The sequence below is a fragment of the Brevundimonas sp. MF30-B genome (assembly GCF_004683885.1).
Lineage (GTDB): Bacteria > Pseudomonadota > Alphaproteobacteria > Caulobacterales > Caulobacteraceae > Brevundimonas.
Genome location: NZ_CP038440.1, coordinates 2,427,246 through 2,449,228 on the forward strand (window position 1 = coordinate 2,427,246; position 21,983 = coordinate 2,449,228).

Consider the following 21,983-nt stretch of genomic DNA (forward strand, 5'->3'; position numbering starts at 1 on the left):
GGCGGCGGCGCTTATCCGGGCGATAAGAATATTTGCCTTGCGGAACGACCGCGCTCGACCGACCTTTTGCAGACATGGTCCGGGAAATCATCTCATCGGCCCGCCGCCTGGCGCTCAAGATCGCCAGTTACGGCGTGATGCACCTGATCGTGGCTGTCGCCGTCGCCTATGCGCTGACGCGCGACTGGCGCATCGCCCTGGCCGTAGGCTTGATCGAGCCGTTCTTCCAGACCATCGCCTATTCGGTGCACGATCGGGTCTGGCACCGCATCGAGCGGCGGCGCATGCGCTCCAGCCTGGAGGAAGCGTCCGAGGCCTTCACCGCGCGCCTGGGGGTCATGTCGCCCGAGGAGCAGTCGCGCGCCCACGGGCACATCGGCCACAGCCACGCCCTGCCCCGCTCGTTCAAGCAGATCGCTCTGAAGACGATGACCTACGGCGTCATGCACTTCGTCGTGGCGGTCAGCGTCGCCTTCGCCCTGACGCGCGACATCGGCGTTGCCTTGGCCATCGGCCTGATCGAGCCGATGGTGCAGACGGTCTTCTTCACGGTCCACGACCGCGTCTGGAGCCGCATCGAGGCCAAGCGCGAAGCCCGCCGCGCCAGCGTCGCCCCGGTTTAAGCCGTCACCGGCGGTTGGTGGCCACCAGATAGACTTCGCTTGAGCCCTTGCGGCTGGCCTCGGGCTTGAAGGGCTTCACGGTTTCGAACTCCTCGCGCAGCCGGGCCAGAACGCCGCCGGCGTTGCCGCCCTGGAAGTTCTTGGTGACGAAGGCGCCGCCCGGCTTCAGCGTGCGGATGGCGAAGTCGGCCGCGATCTCGATAAGGGCGATGATCTTCAGGTGATCCGTCTGGCGATGGCCGATGGTGTTGTGCGCCATGTCCGACAGCACCAGATCGGGCGCCCCACCCAGCGCCTCCATCAACTGACGATCCACGCCCGCGTGGGTGAAGTCCGCCTGGATCAGCTCGGCCCCGGCGATGTGCTCGATCGGCAGCAGGTCCACGCCCACGACGGCCTTGGCGCCGCGCTGCAGCGCCACCTGCACCCAGCCGCCCGGCGCCGCGCCCAGGTCGATGACCCGGCAGCCGGGTTTGATCAGCCCCAGATGGTCGTCCATCTGCATCAGCTTGAAGGCGGCGCGGCTGCGCCAGCCCTCGGCGCGCGCGCGTTCGGACCAGGGATCGGCCAGCTGACGCTTGATCCACTGCTGGCTGGACATCGACTTCTTGTCCGCCGTCTTGATCTTCTGGCCCATGCCGCGACCGGCGGCCGTGCCGCCCGTGGGCGGCTTGACCATGCGACGGCGTTCGACAGGCTTTTCGTCTTCACTCATGGCTTGGTCATAGCCGGGCGCGCGCCAAGCCGCTATGACCCCCGCGAACAGATAAGGAGGCCCCGATGGCCGAGACCCTGACCTTCACCCTCGACACCGGCGACGGCGAACAGCGCGACGTGGTCATCAAGCTGCGTCCCGACCTGGCTCCGGGCCATGTCGAACGCATCACCGAACTGGCCCAGGAAGGCTTCTACGACGGCGTCGTCTTCCACCGCGTGATCCCGGGCTTCATGGCCCAGGGCGGCGATCCGACCGGCACCGGCACCTCGGGCTCCAAGAAGCCGAACCTGAAGGCCGAGTTCTCGGCCGAGCCCCACGTGCGCGGCGTCTGCTCCATGGCCCGCACCTCGGATCCAAACAGCGCCAACTCGCAGTTCTTCATCGTCTTCGACGACGCGACCTTCCTGGATCGCCAGTACACCGTCTGGGGTCAGGTCGAATCGGGCATGGAGCACGTCGACGCCCTGCCCAAGGGCGAACCGCCGCGCGCGCCCGGCAAGATCGTCAAGGCGACCGTGGCCTAAAGGCTTGAGGCGGGGGCTCAGTCCCCCGCCCACCACCGGAAGCGCACCCCGTCGAAGGTGCGCTCTCCGACCTTCAGAGTGCCGGCCAGCACGACGCCTTCGTCGCCCAGGCTGCGACGCGCCGCTTCCAGCCGGTCGGCGTTCAGCCGGCCTTCGAAGCTGACCGGCCCCAGAGCGCTCGACACGCCCTCGAACCGCACCGTCCGGTCATCGACGCGATAGGTCGTCGGCAGGACGCGCGACCGCCCCGCCCTCGCCTCGCCCAGCTCGTTGGCGACCATGGGGCTGGCCTGATCCTCGAACTCCATCATCACCGGCGCGAAGGTCGCGCCGCGCTCGCCGCCTTCCCAGGCCGTGAACTCCTGCGTCTGGCCAAGGAACAGGTGATGCAGCCGCCAGTCGCCGACCACGACCGGGTCCAGCGCCAGATAGTAGCCCGACGCATCCAGGCTCAGATCGTGGCTAAAGGCTACGGCTACGGCTACGGGCGCCGCCTCGCCCTGGCTGGCCGGCGGCCCGTCGCAGGCCGCCAGGGTCAGAGCCGCGCCGATCAGAAGCGCCAGCCGCCTCAACGGCTCAGACCGCGATCCAGCGCGCGGAAGGCGGAATAGGACAGTTCGGCCGCACTGCCGAACATGGCTGGAATGACCTTGTCGAAGTCGTCGCTGGGGCGGTGATAGTCGGGGTGATAGTTCACGCCCAGATAGATGAAGGGCAGGCCTGCCGCGTGGAAGGGCGCGTGGTCCGAGGCGTTGACCCAGTTGTCGTTGCCCTCGTCCTGCGGCGTGTCCTTGCCGAAGGCCAGCGAGACCGCGCCGTTGGGCGCGATGCTTTCCAGCAGCGGGCGAAGGTTGGGGTGCTGATAGGTGCCCACCGCCCATAGCTTATTGTCCGTCTCCGGCCGCGAGATCATGTCCAGGTTCAGATTCAGGGCGATGGACGACAGCGGCACCGGCGGCGCCTCGACGAAGTGGCGCGCGCCCAGCAGGCCGCGTTCCTCGCCATCGAAAAAGACCAGCAGCACGCTGTGCTCGGGCGCCTGGGCCTTCAGCCGCTGCGCGATCTCCAGCACCGTCGCCACGCCCGACGCATTGTCGTCCGCGCCGTTGTAGATCTGACCCTCGTGGACCCCGACGTGGTCATAGTGCGCCGTCAGGACGATGTATTTGTCCGACACGCGCGTGCCGGGGATCAGGCCGATGATGTTGATCCCGTTCCAGGTGCGTGGGCCGGTCGGGCTGCGGCCCTGCCGCTCCCATGGCTGAAGCCGGCCCATGGGCGCCGCCTGGACGCCCATCGCCTCCAGGCGCGCCACGATGTACTCGCGCGCCTTGGCTCCGCCTTCGGAGCCTGTGTCGCGGCCCTGCATGTCGTCGGCCGAGAGGATGCGCAGGTCCTCCAGCAGTTGAGCATGGTCGGCCGCCGGCGCCGCGGCCTCGGTCGGCGTCGTCGGCGTGGTGGCGGTCGGCATGGCGCAGGCGGCCGCCATCAGGGCGACAGAGGCGGCGGCGAGCAGTTTCAAGCGCATGGGATTCTCCGAAAGGTCGCGCAACCCTAGCCCATGAAGGCCGGAAGCGTCAGTTTAACTCTGCGTCATGCCCGAGTGGGCTTCAGCGCATCGAAACGCGCCGGGGCGGTGTTATCAAGGCGCCCGTCACCAGCTGACCGCGATTCCCGATGCCCGCTTTTTCCGTCGAGACCCTGACCGAGACTGAGGCCCGCGCCGAGCTGGAGCGCCTCTCGGCCGAACTGGCGCGTCACGACGCCCTGTATCACGCCGAGGACGCGCCCGAGATTTCCGACGCCGACTACGACGCGCTCAAGAACCGCGCCTTGGCGATCGAAGCGCGTTTTCCCACCCTGACCGATGAGACCTCGCCGTCCCAAACGGTAGGCGCCGTGGCCTCCAGCCAGTTCGCTCCGGTGCGCCATGGCGTGCCCATGCTGTCGCTGGACAACGCCTTCGACGACGGCGAGACGCGCGACTTCGCCGCCCGCGTGGCGCGTTTCCTTAAGCTGCCGGCGGACGAGCCGGTCGCCTTCGTGGCCGAACCGAAGATCGACGGCCTGTCCGCCAGCCTGCGCTATGAGGACGGCGTGCTGGTGCGCGGCGCGACGCGCGGCGATGGCCGCACGGGCGAGGACGTCACCGCCAATCTGCGCACCTTGAAGGACATTCCCGAGCGTCTGTCCGGCGACGGCTGGCCGGCCGTGGTCGAGGTGCGCGGCGAGGTCTATGTCGCCAACGACGACTTCGAGGCCTTCAACAAGAACGCCGAGATGCTGGGCGGCCGCACCTACGCCAATCCGCGCAACTTCGCCGCCGGATCCCTGCGCCAGAAGAACCCGAACATCAGCGCGGCGCGACCCTTGCGCTTCTTCGCCTACGCCTGGGGCGAGACCTCGGCGCCTCTCGCCGAAACCCAGTGGGAGGCGTTGCAGGCGCTCAGAGCCTGGGGCTTTCCGGTCAATGACCGGGCCCGTCGCGTCGAGGGCGCCGAGGCGCTGATCGCCGCCTATCGCGACCTGGAGCGCGACCGCGCATCGCTGGGCTATGACATCGACGGCGTGGTCTACAAGGTCGACCGGCTGGACCTGCAGCAGCGCCTGGGCTTCGTCGCGCGCAGTCCGCGTTGGGCCATCGCGCACAAGTTCCCGGCCCAGCAGGCGACGACCGTGCTGGAAGGGATCGACATTCAGGTCGGCCGCACCGGCTCCCTGACGCCCGTCGCCCGCCTGCACCCGGTCACCGTCGGCGGCGTCGTCGTGCGCAACGCCACCCTGCACAACGAAGACGAGATCGCCCGCAAGGACGTGCGCATCGGCGACACCGTGGTGCTTCAGCGCGCTGGCGACGTGATTCCCCAGATCGTGTCCGTGGTCGATCCCGACCGGCCGGACCGCGCCGAGCCGTTCGTCTTTCCCACGGTCTGCCCGGTCTGCGGCTCCGAAGCTGTTCGCGATGACGGGGAGGTCCGGCGGCGCTGCACCGGCGGCCTGATCTGCGACGCCCAGATCGTCGAGCGGCTGAAGCATTTTGTCAGCCGCCGCGCCTTCGACATCGAAGGGCTTGGCGAAAAGCAGTTGATCGCCTTCCACGAGCGCGGCTGGTTGCGCGAGCCGGCCGACATCTTCCGCCTGGCTCGTGACGAGGCGCGGCTGGCTGAGCTGCGCGCCGAGGACGGCTATGGCGAGACCAGCGTGCGCAATCTGGTCGCCGGCATCGCCGAGCGCCGCGTCATCGCCCTGGATCGGCTGATCTTCGCCCTGGGCATCCGCGAGATCGGCGCCCAGACGTCGCTGCTGCTGGCGCGCGAGTTCGGCGACTGGACCAGCTTCCACGCCGCTGCGCTTGAGGCGTCAGAGGGCGTGCCGTCGCCGGCCTGGACGCAGTTGGCGGAAACCCATGCGGTGTCGCCGCGCGTCATGGCGCAACTGGCTGAGACGCGGCCGCCTGCGGACGATCCGTGGCCCGACGCGCCCCTGGATCAGAAGATCGCCCTCGGCTTCCCCGGCCTGGCTGCGCCTGCCCGGCGCGGCCTCGCAGGCCTGGCCGGCGACTGGCCCGCCTTGATCGAGTTGGCCCGCGTGGCGCGAGAGGAAGGCCCGCATCCCACTCTGGGCCGGATCGCCGGCGTGGCCGGCGTGGGCCCGGTCGCCGCCCGCGCCATCGCCGAGTTCTTCCACGAGCCACACAACAGAGACGTCGTGGCGAAGCTGATCGCCGAGCTCGAGGCGGTGGAGGACGCCGAACGCCCTCAGGCCGACAGCGCCGTCAGCGGCAAGACCGTCGTCTTCACCGGCGCCCTGGAGCGCTTCACCCGCGACGAGGCCAAGGCGCGCGCCGAAAGCCTGGGCGCCAAGGTGTCCGGATCGGTGTCCAAGAAGACGGATTATCTGGTCGCCGGCCCCGGCGCGGGCTCCAAGCTGGCCGACGCCACCAAGCACGGCGTCCGTGTTCTGACCGAAGACGAATGGTTGGCCCTGATCGGCGGTTGAGCCGGATCAGACCGCCTCGGCCAGCAGGCCGTCACGATAGTCCGCGACCCACAGGTTGCGATGCAGGCGGCTGCGCTCGGCGTGATAGATGTGGGCCAGTTCGGCGTAGGACCGGTCGAAGTCGTCGTTGACGAACACGTAGTCGAAAATCTCGCAGTGCTCGATCTCGCCCTTGGCGTTGCGAATACGGCGCTCGATGACCTCGTCCTCATCCTGCGAGCGCGTCACCAGGCGGCGGCGCAGTTCCTCCAGGCTCGGCGGCAGGATGAAGACACGCACGGCGTCCTCGGGGCATTTCTCGGCGATGTCGCGGGCGCCCTGCCAGTCGATGTCGAACAGGACGTCGCGGCCTTCCGCCAGGGCCTTGTCGATTGGCGCGCGCGGGCTGCCGTACCGATGACCGTGGACGTCGGCCCATTCCAGGAAGGCGTCCTGATCGATCAGGGCCTGAAACTCGGCGTCCGAGACGAAGTGATAGTCACGACCCGCGACCTCGCCCGGCCGAATGGCGCGCGTTGTCATCGAGATCGACAGCTCCAGCCCGCCGTGGTCGGCCATCAGGCGCCGGCAAAGGCTGGTCTTGCCCGCGCCCGAAGGGCTGGCGACGATCAGCAGGACGCCGCGACGGGGCGTGCGCTCATTCGACATTCTGAACCTGTTCTCGCAACTGTTCGATCACGGCCTTCAGCTCGAGGCCGATTCCGGTGAGCGCGGTCGTAGCCGATTTCGAGCAGAGGGTGTTCGCCTCCCTCATGAATTCCTGCATCAGGAAGTCGAGTTTTCGCCCGGCGGGGGGCTGGCGCAACAGGTCGCGGGCCGAGGCGAGATGAGCGGTCAGTCGATCCAGCTCTTCGCGCACGTCCGCCTTGGCGGCCAAGGCGGCGGCTTCCAGGAAAATCCGCTCGTCCAGACCCGGCGCGTCAGGCGCGATCTCGGCCATGCGGCGGGCGAATCGCTCGCGGATCGCCTCGATCTGGGCGGCGGCCTCGCTCTCGGCCTGGGCGGTCAGGCGCTCGATGGCGTCGATGAAGCCTGTGACCACCGGCGTCAGTCGTGCGCCCTCATCATCGCGCGAGGCCTTCAAGGCGTCGAGCGCCTGCTCCAGGGTGACGGCCATGGCGGCTTCGACGGCGGCGCGCCCCTCCACATCATCGGCCTCGTCCTCGCTGACCTCCAGCACGCCGCGCAGCGACAGCAGGCCGTCGGCGGACGGCGGTGTCGCCCCGCGCTCAGCCAAGTCCTCGGCCAGCGCCAGATAGCGGTCCAGAACCTCGCGGTTGACCCGGGCTTCGGCGCCGGAAGCGGCGCGCTTGGCCTGGATGTTGACGGTGACCTGGCCGCGATTCAGCTTGGCCTGACCGGCGGTCTTGGCCGTGCGCTCGAGGGTGTCGAAACCGGGCGGACCGCGAAAGCGCACCTCCAGCCCGCGCCCGTTCACCGAGCGCGCCTCGACCGTCCAGCTCCAGTCGCTCAGCGCGCCGTCTGCGCGGCCGAAACCCGTCATGCCCGAGATGGCGCTCATCGCGCGGGCGCCGGGTTGACGGTGATCACGGCCTGTCCTGGCGGCGGAGAGCCGGCCTCGGCGCCGGCGCCCGAGGCGTTCGGCACGCCGGGCACGGCGCCCTCGACCGCAGGCGGCGGCGCATCGGCCGGCAAGCCCGCCTTCTGCCGCTCGATGGCGCGCCAGCGGGCCACATTGGCCAGATGTTCGGGATAGGTGCGGGCGAAGGCGTGGCCGCCGGTGCCGTCCGCCACGAAGAACAGGTCGTCCGTGCGGAGCGGATTCAGCACCGCCTTCAGCGCCTCCTCGCCCGGATTGGCGATGGCCGTGCGCGGCAGGCCGTCGATGCGATAGGTGTTCCAAGGCGTCGTCGCCTGCAGCTCCGACAGGCGGATGCCACGACCCAGGGGCCGCCCCTGGGTGATGCCGTAGACGATGGTCGGATCGCTCTCCAGACGCATGCCCTGACGCAGACGGTTGGTGAAGACGCCGGCCACGCGGGGCCGCTCGGCGGCGACCGCTGTCTCCTTCTCCACCACGGACGCCAGGATCACGGCCTCTTCGGGCGTGCGGACGATGGTGTCCGGCGAGCGTTCAGCCCACAGGGCCGCCAGCCGGTCGTCGCGGGCGCGCTTCATGCGGGCGATCACCGAGGCGCGCGTATCGCCGCGCATGACCTCATAGGTTTCTGGCCACAGGCTGCCTTCCGGCGGGGTTTCGATCTCGCCGGTCAGAACTTCGTTGCGCATCAGGATGTCGACGGCCTGAGCCGAGGACCAGCCTTCGGGCAGGGTCACGTAGTGGCGCACCACCTTGCCGTCGACCAGCAGGCTGACGACCGTAGCCAGCGAGGCGCGGGACGGCACTTCATACTCGCCGGCCCGCAGGCGGCGGTCCGCTCCGGTCAGGCTGACGGCCACGCGGAACATATCGGCCGAGCGGATCACGCCTGACTGTTTCAGCCGCGCCCCGATCGCCGCCACGCCCGAGCCGCTGGGCAGGGCGACCACGGTCTGCTCGCCGTCGCGCGCCGCAGGTCCTGGGCCGAAGTACAGGAACAGCACCGCGATCAGGGCCACTAGCGCCAGCACGCCCAGCGTGCCCGCCGCAGTCAGCCAGGCCACCGGCGCCTCCCTGCGTCCACGACCCCGCCGCGGCGGGACGGGGGCTCGAACGACGGGCTTGCGCGGGCGGCCGGCCAACTTCAGTTCGCCTTCTGGAAGATGACGCAGGCGTTGGTGCCGCCGAATCCGAAGCTGTTCGACATGGCCGCATCGATCTTCATGGGCTGCCCCTTGTTCTTGACCATGTTCAGCGCCGTTTCCTGTTCGGGATCGTCCAAGTTGATGGTCGGCGGCGCGATCTGGTCCCGCAGCGCCAGCACGCAGAACACGGCCTCGACCGCGCCGGCGGCGCCCAGCAGGTGGCCGATCATGGACTTGGTCGAGCTCAGCGCCACGTTCGGCGCGTGATCGCCCATCAACCGCTCGATCGCCTTGGCCTCGATCCAGTCGGCCATGGTCGAGGTGCCGTGGGCGTTGACGTAGTCGATGTCCGAGGGCTGGAGCCCGGCGCGCTTCAGCGCCATCTGCATGGCCCGATAGCCGCCCTCCCCGTCCTCGGACGGCGCGGTGATGTGATAGGCGTCGCCCGACAGGCCATAGCCCGTCAGTTCGGCGTAGATCCTGGCCCCGCGCGCCTTGGCATGCTCGTACTCTTCCAGAACCATGACGCCGGCGCCCTCGCCCATCACGAAGCCGGCGTGGTCCTTGTCGTAGGGTCGGCTGGCCTTTTCGGGCGTGTCGTTGAAGGCGGTGCACAGGGCCTTGCACGCCAGGAAGCCGGCGATGCCGATCGGCACGATCGAGCTCTCAGCCCCGCCCGCCACCATGACGTCGGCGTCGCCATAGGCGATCAGCCGCGCCGCGTCGCCGATGGCGTGGGCGCCCGTGGCGCAGGCCGTGACGACGGAGTGGTTCGGCCCCTTCAGGCCGTGACGGATCGAAATCTGGCCCGACGCCAGATTGATCAGCGCCGAGGGGATGAAGAAGGGACTGACGCGACGCGGCCCCTGTTCCTTCAGCACAATGGCGGTGTCGGCGATGGGGCCAAGGCCGCCAATGCCGGCGCCGACCATGACGCCGGTGCGTTCCTTGTCCTCGTTGCTCTCCGGTTTCCAGCCGGCGTCGGCCAAGGCCTCGTCGGCGGCGGCGACGGCGTAGACGATGAAATCATCGACCCGCTTGCGGTCTTTGGGCGACATGACTTTGTCGGGATCGAACACGCCCGGCTGGTCGGGGGCCCCGCCGCCCCGGCCGTCGACCGACGGAATTTCGCCCGCGATGGTGCAAGCATAGCCTTCGGTGTCGAAGTTGGTGATCGGCCCGATGCCGGACCGGCCATCCAGGATGGCCTGCCAGTTGTGATCAACACCCCAACCCAGAGGCGTCAAAAGGCCGAGGCCCGTTACGACGACGCGGCGCATGTCCCGCTCCTTCGCTCCACAAGAATCACGAGCTGCAAACGATAATGGCCGCCGGACGCGCCCGCTAGGCGCATCCGACGGCCATCGAAACCCTTGCGGGTGTGGCGATCAGCCCGCCGACTTCTCGTCGATGAACTTCACAGCGTCGCCGACCGTCTGGATGTGCTCGGCGGCGTCGTCGGGGATCTCGATGTTGAACTCTTCTTCGAAGGCCATCACCAGCTCGACGTTGTCGAGCGAGTCAGCGCCCAGGTCGTCGATGAAGCTGGCCTTTTCAGTGACCTTGTCCGGATCGGCGTCCAGGTGGTCGATGACGATCTTGCGGACGCGTTCGAGCGTGTCGGACATCAGTGTCTTGCCTTCTGTATCGCCGCGTCGCGGCGTTGTGTTGTCTCGCCTGCCGTCTCACGACGGCCCCGGTTAGGCAAGTCCTGAAACGTCAGGGCGCCCGGCCGGTTGCGTTCGCGCCCTTTAGCACAGGGCCGCGTCATGGAAATAGCCTGTAGCGTTTGGTGATCGCCGCCTCAGATCATCGCCATGCCGCCATTGACGTGCAAGGTCTGCCCCGTGACATAGGCTGCTTCGCTGGACGCCAGATAGACGGCGGCGGCGGCGATCTCGTCGCCCTCGCCCAACCGGCCCGCCGGAATGCGGCCCAGGATGGCCTCGCGCTGGGCGTCGTTCAGCACGTCGGTCATGGGCGAGGCGATGAAGCCCGGCGCGATGCAGTTGACCGTGATGCCGCGGCTGCCGACCTCCTGGGCCAGCGACTTGGAGAAACCGATCATGCCGGCCTTTGAGGCCGCATAGTTGGTCTGGCCCGGATTGCCGGTGACGCCGACCACGGAGGTCACGCCGATGATGCGGCCCGCCCGGCGCTTCATCATGCCTTTCACCGCCGCGCGGCTGAGGCGGAAATAGCTCTCCAGATTGACCTTCAGGACCTGCTCGAAGTCCTCGTCCTTCATGCGCATCAGCAGGCCGTCCTTGGTGATGCCCGCATTGGCCACCAGGATGTCCAGCGGCGCGCCGGCCGCCTCTTCGGCGCGCGCGACCAGGCCGTCCACGCTCTCGGCGTCCGACAGGTTGGCGGCGGCGGCGAAGGCCCGCTCGCCCAACTGACCCGCCAGGTCGGCCAGAACGGCCTCGCGCGTGCCGGACAACACGACGGTCGCGCCCTGGGCGTGCAGCGCCCGCGCCACCGCCCCGCCGATGCCGCCCGTAGCGCCGGTGACGAGGGCGGTCTTGCCGGAAAGATCGAACATGGATGAGCTCCTAGGAGAGACGAACGACGATCATGAGAAACAGCGCCAGCACCAGCGGCGCATAGGCGGCGAACAGCAGTATGCCGGCCGAGATGCGGCTTCCTCTGGAGAAAGCCCGCAGCCCGAGCACCACAAGGACGATCATGGCCGCCGCCAGCCCGATGCCGGTCCAGTCCGTGCCGGCCTCCGCCGCGCCGCGCTGCAGGAAGGCGGACATGCCCATCACCGCAAAGACGATGGGCGGAACACAGGCGGCCAGAAACGCCATCCGTCCCGGCGTGATCCGCCTCTGTTTGCGAGTAATCACAGCGATTTCGCGAAGGCTTCCAGGTCTTCCGGCGTATTCAGGGCCAGGCCCTCGGCGTCGGGCGCGATGCGCTTGGCCATGCCGGTCAGCACCTTGCCGGCGCCGATCTCGACGAAGCGGGTCACGCCCCCCTCACCGGCCATCCACTCCATGCTCTCGCGCCAGCGCACTCGGCCGGTGACCTGTTCGACCAGCAGACGGCGGATGACCTCGGGATCCGTCTCAGGCCGTGCGGTGACATTGGCGACAACCGCCGGGGTGGGAGCGACGATGCGCGCCTCACCCAGGGCGTCGGCCATGCGGTCGGCGGCCGGCTGCATCAGCGGACAGTGGAAGGGCGCCGAGACGTTCAGCGGAATGGCGCGAGCGCCCAGTTCCTTGGCCTTCTCGATAGCGCGGTCGACCGCAGCCTTGTCGCCCGAGATGACGACGTTGCCGTTGTTGTTGTCGTTGGCGACCACGCAGACGCCGACTTCCGAACCCGCACGCGCGGCCGCTTCGGCCAAGGCCAGGTCGGTCTTGGGTCCGATCAGCGAGGCCATGGCCCCCTTTCCCACCGGAACCGCCTTCTGCATCGCCTGGCCGCGTGTCTTCAGCAGCCGAGCTGTGTCCGCCAGGCTGATCGACCCCGCCGCCGCCAGGGCCGAGTACTCGCCCAGAGAGTGGCCGGCGACATAGGCCGCGCTGCCGATCTCGACCCCGAACTCGGCTTTCAGCGCCCGCGCCGCCGCCACGGAGACGGCCATCAGGGCCGGCTGGGCGTTCTCGGTCAGGGTCAGTTGGTCTTCCGGTCCCTCACGCATCAGCTGCGACAGCTTCTGACCCAGGGCGTCGTCCACCTCGGCGAAAACCTCGCGCGCGCTGGCGAAGGCGTCCGCCAGGGACGAGCCCATGCCGACGCTCTGGCTGCCCTGGCCGGGGAACAGGAAGGCGATGCTCATGTCGGGGTCCGTCACCGTTGATTCCGGCCGCGAGGGGTAGGCCAAAGCCCGCCCAGCGGCAAGCATCGCCGCTTCCCCGACGTCAGATCAGATTGATCAGCTCGCGCCCCGCCAGGACGGCGAACAGCACCGTCGCGGCCGCCAGAAGCCCATTGGACGCCCAGCCGCTGCGCCATTCCTGAGGCACGCGCGAACTGTTCAGCAGCCACATCAGCGTCCCGGCCAGGAAGGGCATGAACAGGCTGCCCAGCACGCCATAGGCCACGATCAGGCCGAACGGCCGATCCATGAACAGCAGGAGCATCGGCGGGAAGGTCAGCCACAGGGCATAGGCGCGGAAGGCTTGGCTGCGATCGCCCCTCGCGGCCTCGTCATCGCTGCGCCCGCGCGTATGGGCCAGGAAGTCCGCGAACATCAGGCTGACGCCCTGCCAGACCCCCAGAAGGCTCGAAAACGTCGTGGCCCAGAAGCCGACCAGGAACAGGATGGCGATCGACCGCCCAAACCGTTCTTCCAGCACCGCGCCCAGATCCAGCAGGCCGCGGTCGCCGCCCGCCAGGGCGATATTGGCCGCGAACAGCAGCTCGGCGCCGACGATCAGCATCGCCACGACGAAGACGCCGGTGACGATGTAGGCCACGCGGTTGTCCAGCCGCATGGTGCCCATCCAGCGCGGCCCCTTCCACCCCTTGGCGTTCAGCCAATAGCCATAGGCCGCCATGGTGATGGTGCCGCCCACGCCGCCGATCAGACCCAAGGTGTAAAAGGCCGCGCCCGGCGGCAGCGTCGGCAGCAGGCCCGTCGCCAACGCCGGCAGGTCGGGCGTGACCAGCACGGCCAGGCTCATGACGGTGACGAACATCACCCCCACGCAGGCGGTCATGACCTTTTCGAACAGGCCGTACTGACCGAACCAGACGAACAGCAGCCCCGCCACGCCCGACAGCATGGCCCAGGCCTTCAGGTCCAGGATCGGGAACAGAGCCGCCAGCGGCAGGGCGGCGGCGGTCATCCCCGCAGCCCCGTACACGAAGCCCCAGATCACGACATAGATCCCGAAATAGAGCCCCGCCCAGTTCAGCTCGCCGCCACGCCGGCCGACACGCAGGCCCCGGCCCAGCGACGACCACCCGTCGAAGATCGTACGCTCGCTGGCCAGGGTCCATCGCCCCACGGCGTCGGCCAGGGCGATCTTAAGGATTGTGCCTATGATGGCGGCCCACAGAAGGGCGTAGCCGAAGCGTGAGCCGGCGATGAGGGTGGCGACCAGATCGCCCGCCCCCACGCCGGTCGCCGCGACGACGATGCCGGGGCCGATCAGGGACCAGCGCGGTTTCGCTTCGTCGCTCAAGCCGTCGTCCCCCGCCCGGCGCCTGTCGATCAGCCCTGCGGCAGATCCTCGGACAGGATCGCCATTTCAAACATGAAGGAGCCGGCTTCGTCCTCGTCCTCGTAAATGACGCCGACGAACTCATCGTCAACGTAGACCTCGGCCGAGTCGGCGACCTTGCGGGGCTTCACCTTGATGCCGCCGTGGTTGAACGTGCGCTTCAGGTGGGTTTCGACGTTCTTGAGATCGGTGTCTTTCACGGCTCGGCCTCGGTGTTCGTGTTGGCGGCGGACCCTAGAGAAGGGCTCGGCGCAATGAAACCCCGCCTGCGGCTCAGATGACGAAGTCGTAGACGATGTCGGCCAGCGTATGGTCCATGGTCCGTGCCGGCGTGGCTTCGGTCGGGCAGTTGACAAGGCGTGCGGGCACGCCAGCCACGGTGCAGCCGGCCGGCACAGGCTTCAGCACCACCGAGCCCGAGGCCACCTTGGCGTAATCGCCCACCACGATGTTGCCCAGCACGCTGGCGCCTGCGCCCAGCAGGACGCCGCGACCGATTTTCGGATGCCGGTCGCCGCGCTCGGCCCCCGTCCCGCCCAGCGTCACGCCATGCAGCATCGACACCTCGTCGCCCACCACGGCCGTCTCGCCGATGACGATGCCTGTGCCGTGATCGAGAAAAACCCCCGAGCCCATCTGAGCCGCCGGGTGAATGTCCAACTGGAACAGCTCCGAAATCCGGCTCTGGAAATGGAAGGCCAGGGTTTCGCGGCCCCGAGTCCACAGCCAGTGCGAAACGCGCCAGGCCTGGAGCGCCTGGAAGCCTTTGAAGTAGAGAAACGGTTGCAGCAGTGACCGGATCGCCGGATCGCGTTCCGCCACGGCCTGCAGGTCGGCCTCGGCCGCCGACACCATGGCGGGGTCGGCGCGATACGCTTCCAGACACACTTCGCGCAGTGTCATGGCGCCCAGTTCGGCATCGCCAAGCTTGCGCGCGATCTGAAAGCTCAGTGCACCGGACAGGTCGTCATGGGCCAGGATCACGGCGTTGACCTGGCTGGCCAGGCGCGGCTCCTCCAGCGCGGCGGCCTCGGCCGAGGCGCGCAGCAGCGACCACACCTCCGAGGCGGGCGCGACGACTTCAAGGCGCGGGGTCGGCTGGCTCATGACGGCTCCAATGATAGCCCGGCCAGCAGGTTCCGCGCCAGTTCCGTCGGAAGCGCGCCCGTTTGGGCCATGCGCAGCGCGCGATAGGCCGTCGCCACAGTAAAGGCGTCCCGCACCGCGCCGCGCTCGATCTCATGGATCAGGTCGGCGAACGGAACGCGCGCGGCGCGGATGTCTTCAGTGTCGTCAGCCGCCCCGAGCGCCGGCGTCAGACCCCAGGCGACCCAGGCGATGGCGCGCTCGTCCGACACCGAGTTGGACAACTCCAGCCGCACGGCCTCTCGCCAGTGGTCGGCCTGCAGGCCCGCCTCTTCGGCCAATTCACGCTTCACGCCTTCGAAGGGGTCCTCGTCGAAGGGCGCGCCGCCCTCGGGCATCTCCCAGACGAAGTTCTTTAGAGGAAACCGCTGCTGGCCGACCAGGGTCACGGTTCCATCGTCATGCAGGGGCAGGACGCCGACCGCCAGGTTGCGGAACCGCGCCACCACATAGTCGGCCGTCGATCCCGTGGGCGCCGTAGCGTCGTCGCGCGTGACGCGCAGCCAAGCGTTTTCGAACACCACCTCGCCGCCTCGGCTGGTCCACGGCGCAGGCTGATCGTCTGTCTGCCAGCGGGGCGCCGGACGATCCTGATCGAAGGGCGAGGGCTCGGCGTCGGTTCGGCTCATCCACGGCATATGGCGCCTGGATCGTCGAACGCCTAGCTAGGCGGCATGTCCGAACTGTCTTCCATCCTGCCGCTGCCTGCCCGATCTCTCGAATGGGAAACGCGGCTGGCGACCCGCCGTTCAGCCCCGGCCCAGGCCCTGACCGCGCCAGCTCCGTCGGAACCCGAGCTGGATCGAATCCTGACCCTGGCGGCGCGCACGCCGGATCACGGCAAGCTGTTTCCCTGGCGGTTCGTGATCCTGAGCCCGCGCTTCCGCCTCGAGGCCGCCGCGAGTCTCAGACCGCTGGCCGCCCGCCAGCCTGCACCGGACAAGGCGGCCAAGGTGCTCGTCAAGCTGACCGCTCCGCCCGTCACGGTCATGGTCGTGTCCTCCCCGGTCGCCAGCGACAAAATCCCTGCCTGGGAGCAGGAGCTGTCGGCTGGCGCCGTCTGCATGAACCTGGAGCACGCCGCCAGCGCGCTGGGCTACGCCGCCAGTTGGATCACCGACTGGTACAGCTATGACCCCGATGCTGCGTCGCTGTTCGGGGTCAAGGATGGCGAGCGAATCGCCGGCTTCATCCACCTGGGATCCATGGCCGAGCCCGCGCTCGAGCGGCCTCGGCCTGACATGGCGTCGAAAATCCAGCGCCTGGACTAGACGCTACTTCGGCTCCACCGAATTGCCGATGCGCTCGGCCAAGGCCAGGTCTTCGCCCTCCAGGCTAGACAGCCAGACGTGGATCTCAGCCGGCGCCGTCTGGCGCTGGAACAGGTGCTCCATGGCCGTGCGGACATCGCCGTTGGCGGAGACGATGGAGGTCCGTCCCGCCGCTGTGCGCGCCTCGCCGCTGTAGATCGGGAACTGCGACGCCGGACCGGCATAGATCATGACGAAGGTGCGATCGCCGCGCTTGATCGAATAGATGCCGACGCCCGGCGCCGGGCGTTGCGCGGTCAGGCTGAAACCGCGCGGCACGTCGATGCGGAACGGCAGGTCGGCGATGGCCGTAGCGTCCATGGCGTGAGCCGCAGGCGGGGCGGGACGATCTTCGGTTTCGACCTCGGCCTCGACTGCCTCCTCCACGCCCTGTTCCGGCGTCTCTTCGGGTTCGACGGCGGCGCTCGGAGCAGCGGGAAAGCGCGCGGGCGCGGATGCCGCCGGCACGGTTCCCAGCACGCTCGACGGCGGACCGCTGTTCAGCGACCGGGTCAGGTCGGAGCCGGGCCGCTCCGCGGGCGGCTGAGTCTGCGGCTGCGGCGCAGCGGCCTGTGTCAGGATGGAAAGCGATACGAGGACAGATGCGATCATGGCCGCGACCATCCTCCGTCCTCAGCGGAACGGCAAGGCCCTGAGCGTATAGGCGACGACGCCGGTCGCACCGGCCGCCACCACGGCCAGCAGGACGAACCACATCAGCCGACGCCAAAGGGGCGGCGTCGGCTCGCCGGGCTCGGGCGGGGGTACGGGTCTAATGATGATAGCCGGCGTCCTCATCGATCTTGCCGCGGAACACCCAGTAGACCCAGGCGGTGTAAGCCAGGATCATCGGCAGGATGACCACCGTGCCCACCAGCATCAGGCCAAGAGCGTTGTCGGGCGCCGCCGCCTGGCGGAAACTCAGGGCATAGGGCACCACATAGGGCGCAAACCCGACCGCCAGGCCGACATAGCCTGACAGGAAAACCAGCAAGGCCCCCACGAACGGCCAGCGGTGCGATCCTCTGCGCGCGGTCAGGAAAACAATCGCGAGCCCAGCGAGACCCAGCAGCGGGACGACCAGCAGAGGTGTCAGCACGGCCCAGTCGATGACGACATCACCGCCCAGGTCCACACCCCAGCGCGCCGCGACACGCGGGTGGATGACCAGGGTCGCCAGGCTGACGGCCGCCAGCAGCACCGCCGTGGCCACACCGCTGATCAGGCTCCAGCGCTTGGCGTCTCCATGCAGATTGTCCTTGGTCTTCATCATCAGCCAGGTCGCGCCAAGCAAGGCGTAACCGGCCAGCAGGCCCACTGACACCAGCAGGGTGTAGGGCGTGAACCAGTCGAACTGCCCACCCGCGAACCGCTCGTCGCGCACGACCACGCCCTGGATGAAGCCGCCCAGGATCAGCCCCTGGGCCCAGGTCGTCAGGATCGACCCGCCCGCGAACATCTGCGTCCAGAAGCGGCGTCCGCGATCCCGCGCCCTAAAGCGGAACTCGAACGCCACCCCGCGCACGATCAGACCGGCCAGCATCAGCAGCACCGGCAGGTAGAAGGCCGGCATCAGGACTGAATAGGCCAGCGGAAAGGCCGCCAGCAGCCCGCCCCCGCCCAGCACCAGCCAGGTCTCGTTGCCGTCCCAGACGGGGGCGACCGTGTTCATCATCACATCGCGCTCGCCGGGCGAGCTGGCGAAAGGGAACAGGATTCCGATGCCCAGGTCGAACCCGTCCAGCAGCACGTAGAGCAGAACCGCGACCGCGATCAGGCCCGCCCAGATCAGGGGAAGGTCCAGGTCCATCTCAGCGCCCTCCGTCCTGAGTGTCGTCCTTGTCGGGCGCCTGGCCCATCGGGGTGCCCGGCGCGCGATCCTGCCTGGGTTGCGGCTCATGTGAGTCCGCCACCGGCCCCTCGATCATCAGCCGCAGAATGAACAAGGCGCCGGCCGTGAAGACGATGGAATAGACGATCACATAGGCCAGAAGGCTGGTCGCCACCTGGCTGGCGATCACGGGTGAGACGGCGTCCCGCGTTCGAAGCACGCCGTAGACCACCCAAGGCTGACGCCCGACCTCGGTCACCATCCATCCGGCCAGAACGGCGATGAAGCCGCTGGGCCCCATCAGCACGCAGAACCTCAGGAACCATCCGGTCTGGAACAGCCGCTTCCTGACCATGAGCACCACGCCCCAGGCGCCCAGGCCGATCATCAGCAGGCCCAGGCCCACCATGATGCGGAAGGCGAAGAAGGGGATGGCGACCGGCGGCTGATCCTCGCGCGGCCAGGCGTCCATACCCAAAATGACCTCGTCTCTGGGTACGTTCTGGACCAGATTGCCGATGCCGGGGATCGAGATCTCAAAGTGGTTCTTCTGAGCATCGCGGTCAGGAATGCCGAACAGATGCAAGGGCTGGTTCGCCTGACTGATCCAATAGCCCTCGATGGCGGCGGTCTTGGACGGCTGCAGCTTGTGCGCCACCTCTCCAGACCAGTGACCGGCCAAAAGTTGCAACGGGGCGGTCACCGCGATCATGCCGACCGCCATCACCAGAGCGATGCGGCTTTCGCCCCATCCCTCGGTGCGCACCTTGCGGGCGCGATCGCGCAGAACATGGAAGGCCGACACGGCGCCCACGACCAGAGCTGTGGTCAGAAAGGCCGCCAGCAGCATGTGGGTCAGCCGCGACGGGAAGCTGGGATTGAAGATCACCTGCATCCAGTCGGTCGCCTGGAACCGGCCGTCGGCCATGATCTCGTAGCCTTGCGGCGTCTGCATCCAGCTGTTGGCCGACAGGATCCAGAAGGCCGAGATGGTGGTGCCGATCGCGACCAGCACCGTCGCCAGGAAATGAAGCCGCGGTCCCACCTTCTTCCAGCCGAACAGCATGACGCCCAGGAATGACGCTTCCAGGAAGAAGGCCGTCAAAACCTCGTAGGCCAGCAGCGGCCCGATCACTCCGCCGGTCAGGCGGATGAACTCCGACCAGTTGGTGCCGAACTGGTAGCTCAGCACCACGCCGGACACGACGCCCATGCCGAAGCTCAGGGCGAAGATCTTCACCCAGAACAGATACAGCGTCTTGAACGCCTCGCGCTTGGTGGCCAGCCATAGGCCTTCCAGCACCGCCAGATAGGCCGCCAGGCCGATCGTGAAGGCCGGAAATATGATGTGAAACGAGACGGTGAAGGCGAACTGAAGCCGCGATAGCAGCAGCGCGTCGAAGTCCACGGATGCCCCCGGAAAAACCCTAAGGATAATGGGGCTATGCGCTCATGCGGGCAGGTTGTCCAGAGCCTGGGCCGTCATATTTCGTCGCATGATGAATTCAGGCGCGGGGCAGCAGCACCCAAAAGGTCGCCCCCTCGCCAGGAGCGGACAGGACGCCGATCTCCCCGCCTTGCAGTTCGGTCAGCCTCTTGGCCAGGGCGAGGCCGACGCCGTGGCCCTCGATGGCCGATTTCTCGAGCCCCAGACGATTGAACGGCTCGAACAGCTGGGCCTGCTTCTCCGGCGAAAGGCCGGGACCCCTATCGACCACCGCGAGCCGGATGTGTTCGCCGGAGGCGCTCGCCATGAGCCGAACCACGCCGCCCGACCCGCCATATTTGAGGGCGTTGGAGGTCAGATTGCCAATCACCTGGTTCAACCGCTGAGAATCGGCGAGGGCGACAAGGTCCGGATCGTCGACCGACACCTCTACGCGCACGCCTTCAGCCTCGGGCCGTAGCTGAGCGACGCGCCGAACATCCTGCAGCAGGCCCTCGACCTTGACCGGCCGCAGCTCGACCTTGACGCCTCCGGCCTCGGCCCGGGCTACGTCCAAAAGATCATGGGCCAGGGTCTCCACCTGGCGCGCCGTCCTGACCAGCATTTCGGCCATCTCAACCTGCGTCGGCGTAGTCGGGCCGAGTTGGCCCGTGCGCCACAGATCGCCAATGCCGATGACTCCCCCGACAGGGCTCTTGATCTCGTGCGCGACGTTGGCGAGGAGGCGTGACTTGGCCGCCGATGACCGCTCCGCGCGAACCTGGCCGGCCTTCGCCCGGTCGGACAGGCGATCCCGCTCCTCAAGCAGGGCCGCGACCAGGACGATGGGCATATAGCCGAGGAGCACCAGCAGCTGCGCCATCAGAGCCCGCCCGGGCCCGTCGAAGCGGGCGTAGGGACCGTGCCCGGCCATGCTGCCGCCGACCGCGAATATGGCGACCACCACCAGGGCCGTGGTCACTCCCACCATGCGCGCCCTCACGGCGATAAGCAGGATGATCGGCAGGATGGTGAAACCCAGAGGGAGATCGAAGGTGGTGAACACCGCTCCGCACGCGGCGAACAGAAGGCCGAAAAGCAGGGTCGTTTCCGCGAGGCGCGCCGGGCTCCGCAGGCGCACCAGAGCGCGGCGACGCAGCGACAGAACGCAGCTTCCGACCACGGCCACGCTCAAGGCGTGCCCGAACCACCAGGTCTGGAAGGTCGGCCAGAAGGGCGACCCGTGCATGAAGCTCAGCATCAACCCGGCGAAGGCGGCCGCCGGCAGCGGAGCGGCCACGGCAGCCGTCAGCAAGAAGCGGCCGGTGTCCTCGACGCTGCCCAGGGTCAAGCTGGGCGCGAAACGCCGCGCCAGACCCACCGCAACCACCACGTCCAGCATGTTGGCGAAGGTGAACATCAGCGCGAGGCTGAACTCGTTGCCCGCAAGGAGATTGCCTATCAGGAAGCCCGCCGCCATCAAGGCGCCGAAGGCGACGTCGAACGCCATGCTGCGGCGTGACCTCAGCCACACGCCGATCGCCAGCCCGCTAGCGCCCCAGAGGGCGGCGACCACGCCGACCGACCGGCTGAACTGAAGCGACAACACGACCAGCATCACCACGCCCACGGCGGTGAAAAGCAGAACCGCGGGATGGCCCAGCCCCAGGGCGCCTTGCGCCGGCGCGGCGCCGACCCGCCCCGGCGCTCTTTGGCGGGCGGCGGTCGACGGCGGCGGAGGCGGCAGATCGAGCGCGCGGCTCACGGGCATGGACTGAACTCGAAGGACTAGGTCCCGGCCAGTCTGCCCGCTGGCTTCCTAACATCCCCTGAAGGCTAGACGGACCCCAAAGCCTTGTTGAAGGCGCGCACCGCCTGGGCAGGCCCGTCGACATGACCCCATACCGCCCCGGACACGGCCACGAAGTCCGCACCCGCGCGTGCAAGCTCCCCGGCGGTGTCCGCCGTAATCCCCCCGATCGCCACACAGGGGACCTCCATCGTCTCCTGCCATATGGTGAGGATTTCCGGGTCGGGACGGCTGGCCGTCGTCTTGGTCTCGGTGGGATAAAAGGCGCCGAAGGCGACATAGTCGGCGCCGCCCTCCGCCGCCTCCATGGCCAGGTGTCGGCTGTCGTGACAGGTCACGCCGACCATTCCAGCCGCCCCCATGATGCGCCGCGCCTCGGCCAGGCTCATGTCGCCCTGTCCCACATGCACGCCGTCGCAGCCTGTGGCGCGCGCCATCTCGGGATCGTCGTTAAGGATCACGGCCGCCCCGCGGGCCTGTGCGATGGGGGCCAGGCGGGAAACGGCCTCACGGACCACCACAGGGTCAGCCGGCTTGAGCCTGATCTGAAGCGCCGCGACATCCCCTGCGTCGAGCGCCGCCTCAAGAGCTTTCGCAAAGGCATCCAGGTCTTCGATCGTCGGCGGCGTGATCAGGTAAAGCCGACACGGCGGGCGCGGCGGCGCGGAAAGAGCGTTGGCCATGTCCGGGCAGTGCCGCCGGAAATC

At 68.2% G+C, this 21,983-nt stretch carries 25 protein-coding genes; 4 read left to right on the forward strand and 21 right to left on the reverse strand.

Going from position 1 to position 21,983, the window contains the following annotated elements:
• Window positions 1-74 precede the first annotated feature (74 nt).
• Complete coding sequence (locus E4M01_RS12250) at window positions 75-623, forward strand: DUF2061 domain-containing protein (protein ID WP_135064023.1); 549 nt, start codon at window positions 75-77, stop codon at window positions 621-623.
• Window positions 624-627: 4 nt separating this feature from the next.
• Here E4M01_RS12250 and E4M01_RS12255 read toward each other — a convergent pair whose 3' ends face one another.
• A complete protein-coding gene (locus tag E4M01_RS12255; protein WP_135064027.1) occupies window positions 628-1,338 on the reverse strand; it encodes an RlmE family RNA methyltransferase in 711 nt (236 codons plus the stop codon).
• Between the two features lie 65 nt (window positions 1,339-1,403).
• Here E4M01_RS12255 and E4M01_RS12260 point away from each other — a divergent pair, with 65 nt between their 5' ends.
• Window positions 1,404-1,865, forward strand: a complete 462-nt coding sequence (locus E4M01_RS12260) for a peptidylprolyl isomerase (protein WP_135064032.1) — start codon at window positions 1,404-1,406, stop codon at window positions 1,863-1,865.
• A gap of 17 nt (window positions 1,866-1,882) precedes the next feature.
• On the opposite strand, the gene E4M01_RS12265 is transcribed toward E4M01_RS12260, so the two are convergent.
• Complete coding sequence (locus E4M01_RS12265; protein ID WP_245158260.1) at window positions 1,883-2,437, reverse strand: hypothetical protein; 555 nt, start codon at window positions 2,435-2,437, stop codon at window positions 1,883-1,885.
• Window positions 2,434-3,393 (reverse strand): M20/M25/M40 family metallo-hydrolase, encoded by a 960-nt coding sequence (locus tag E4M01_RS12270; RefSeq protein WP_135064035.1) that lies wholly within the window; start codon window positions 3,391-3,393, stop codon window positions 2,434-2,436. Before E4M01_RS12270 ends, E4M01_RS12265 begins: the two co-directional genes overlap by 4 nt.
• Before the next feature lie 149 nt (window positions 3,394-3,542).
• On the opposite strand from E4M01_RS12270, the gene ligA reads away from it, so the two are divergent.
• Entirely contained in the window at window positions 3,543-5,864 is a 2,322-nt protein-coding gene (gene ligA / locus E4M01_RS12275; RefSeq protein WP_135064038.1) for an NAD-dependent DNA ligase LigA, read from the forward strand.
• A 6-nt stretch (window positions 5,865-5,870) separates the two neighbouring features.
• Here the strand turns inward: ligA and gmk are convergent, their stop codons facing one another.
• The 12 genes from gmk to E4M01_RS12335 all read right to left on the reverse strand — a co-directional run bounded on the left by gmk (window position 5,871) and on the right by E4M01_RS12335 (window position 15,528).
• Window positions 5,871-6,512 (reverse strand): guanylate kinase, encoded by a 642-nt coding sequence (gmk, locus tag E4M01_RS12280; RefSeq protein ID WP_135064041.1) that lies wholly within the window; start codon window positions 6,510-6,512, stop codon window positions 5,871-5,873.
• On the reverse strand, window positions 6,502-7,386 hold the full coding sequence (locus tag E4M01_RS12285) for a YicC/YloC family endoribonuclease (protein WP_135064044.1): 885 nt from the start codon (window positions 7,384-7,386) through the stop codon (window positions 6,502-6,504). The genes gmk and E4M01_RS12285 overlap by 11 nt, the downstream gene beginning before the upstream one ends.
• A complete protein-coding gene (gene mltG / locus E4M01_RS12290; protein ID WP_371682900.1) occupies window positions 7,383-8,489 on the reverse strand; it encodes an endolytic transglycosylase MltG in 1,107 nt (368 codons plus the stop codon). Before mltG ends, E4M01_RS12285 begins: the two co-directional genes overlap by 4 nt.
• Window positions 8,490-8,569: 80 nt before the next feature.
• Window positions 8,570-9,850 carry a beta-ketoacyl-ACP synthase II gene (fabF, locus tag E4M01_RS12295; RefSeq protein ID WP_135064050.1) on the reverse strand — a complete coding sequence of 427 codons (1,281 nt, stop codon included), beginning with the start codon at window positions 9,848-9,850 and terminating at the stop codon, window positions 8,570-8,572.
• A 108-nt stretch (window positions 9,851-9,958) separates the two neighbouring features.
• Window positions 9,959-10,198 carry an acyl carrier protein gene (locus E4M01_RS12300; RefSeq protein ID WP_135064053.1) on the reverse strand — a complete coding sequence of 80 codons (240 nt, stop codon included), beginning with the start codon at window positions 10,196-10,198 and terminating at the stop codon, window positions 9,959-9,961.
• A 176-nt stretch (window positions 10,199-10,374) separates the two neighbouring features.
• Window positions 10,375-11,115, reverse strand: a complete 741-nt coding sequence (gene fabG, locus E4M01_RS12305; RefSeq protein ID WP_135064056.1) for a 3-oxoacyl-[acyl-carrier-protein] reductase — start codon at window positions 11,113-11,115, stop codon at window positions 10,375-10,377.
• Window positions 11,116-11,125: 10 nt separating this feature from the next.
• Complete coding sequence (locus E4M01_RS12310; protein ID WP_135064059.1) at window positions 11,126-11,383, reverse strand: hypothetical protein; 258 nt, start codon at window positions 11,381-11,383, stop codon at window positions 11,126-11,128.
• 35 nt (window positions 11,384-11,418) lie between these two features.
• A complete protein-coding gene (fabD, locus tag E4M01_RS12315; protein WP_135064062.1) occupies window positions 11,419-12,363 on the reverse strand; it encodes an ACP S-malonyltransferase in 945 nt (314 codons plus the stop codon).
• Window positions 12,364-12,445: 82 nt separating this feature from the next.
• Window positions 12,446-13,714, reverse strand: a complete 1,269-nt coding sequence (locus tag E4M01_RS12320) for an Nramp family divalent metal transporter (protein WP_245158261.1) — start codon at window positions 13,712-13,714, stop codon at window positions 12,446-12,448.
• A gap of 29 nt (window positions 13,715-13,743) precedes the next feature.
• Complete coding sequence (locus E4M01_RS12325) at window positions 13,744-13,953, reverse strand: DUF3126 family protein (protein ID WP_135064065.1); 210 nt, start codon at window positions 13,951-13,953, stop codon at window positions 13,744-13,746.
• Between the two features lie 73 nt (window positions 13,954-14,026).
• Window positions 14,027-14,860 (reverse strand): serine O-acetyltransferase, encoded by an 834-nt coding sequence (gene cysE, locus E4M01_RS12330; protein WP_135064068.1) that lies wholly within the window; start codon window positions 14,858-14,860, stop codon window positions 14,027-14,029.
• The gene (locus E4M01_RS12335; protein ID WP_135064071.1) at window positions 14,857-15,528 is read right to left on the reverse strand and encodes an NUDIX hydrolase; all 672 of its coding nucleotides are present in this window, start codon (window positions 15,526-15,528) and stop codon (window positions 14,857-14,859) included. The genes cysE and E4M01_RS12335 overlap by 4 nt, the downstream gene beginning before the upstream one ends.
• A gap of 45 nt (window positions 15,529-15,573) precedes the next feature.
• On the opposite strand from E4M01_RS12335, the gene E4M01_RS12340 reads away from it, so the two are divergent.
• Window positions 15,574-16,170, forward strand: coding sequence for a nitroreductase (locus E4M01_RS12340; protein ID WP_135064074.1), 597 nt, complete (start codon window positions 15,574-15,576; stop codon window positions 16,168-16,170).
• A 3-nt stretch (window positions 16,171-16,173) separates the two neighbouring features.
• On the opposite strand, the gene E4M01_RS12345 is transcribed toward E4M01_RS12340, so the two are convergent.
• From E4M01_RS12345 to thiE, 6 genes are all read right to left on the reverse strand, one after another.
• Window positions 16,174-16,821 carry a hypothetical protein gene (locus E4M01_RS12345; protein WP_135064077.1) on the reverse strand — a complete coding sequence of 216 codons (648 nt, stop codon included), beginning with the start codon at window positions 16,819-16,821 and terminating at the stop codon, window positions 16,174-16,176.
• Between the two features lie 21 nt (window positions 16,822-16,842).
• On the reverse strand, window positions 16,843-17,007 hold the full coding sequence (locus E4M01_RS14370) for a hypothetical protein (protein ID WP_167765374.1): 165 nt from the start codon (window positions 17,005-17,007) through the stop codon (window positions 16,843-16,845).
• Window positions 16,982-18,019: a cytochrome d ubiquinol oxidase subunit II gene (cydB, locus tag E4M01_RS12350; RefSeq protein ID WP_135064080.1), complete on the reverse strand. Its 1,038-nt coding sequence runs from the start codon at window positions 18,017-18,019 to the stop codon at window positions 16,982-16,984. The genes E4M01_RS14370 and cydB overlap by 26 nt, the downstream gene beginning before the upstream one ends.
• A 1-nt stretch (window position 18,020) precedes the next feature.
• Window positions 18,021-19,448 carry a cytochrome ubiquinol oxidase subunit I gene (locus E4M01_RS12355; protein WP_135064083.1) on the reverse strand — a complete coding sequence of 476 codons (1,428 nt, stop codon included), beginning with the start codon at window positions 19,446-19,448 and terminating at the stop codon, window positions 18,021-18,023.
• Window positions 19,449-19,545: 97 nt separating this feature from the next.
• Window positions 19,546-21,237 carry a sensor histidine kinase gene (locus tag E4M01_RS12360; protein WP_135064087.1) on the reverse strand — a complete coding sequence of 564 codons (1,692 nt, stop codon included), beginning with the start codon at window positions 21,235-21,237 and terminating at the stop codon, window positions 19,546-19,548.
• Window positions 21,238-21,302: 65 nt separating this feature from the next.
• Window positions 21,303-21,959 (reverse strand): thiamine phosphate synthase, encoded by a 657-nt coding sequence (gene thiE / locus E4M01_RS12365; protein ID WP_135064090.1) that lies wholly within the window; start codon window positions 21,957-21,959, stop codon window positions 21,303-21,305.
• Window positions 21,960-21,983: the final 24 nt, after the last annotated feature.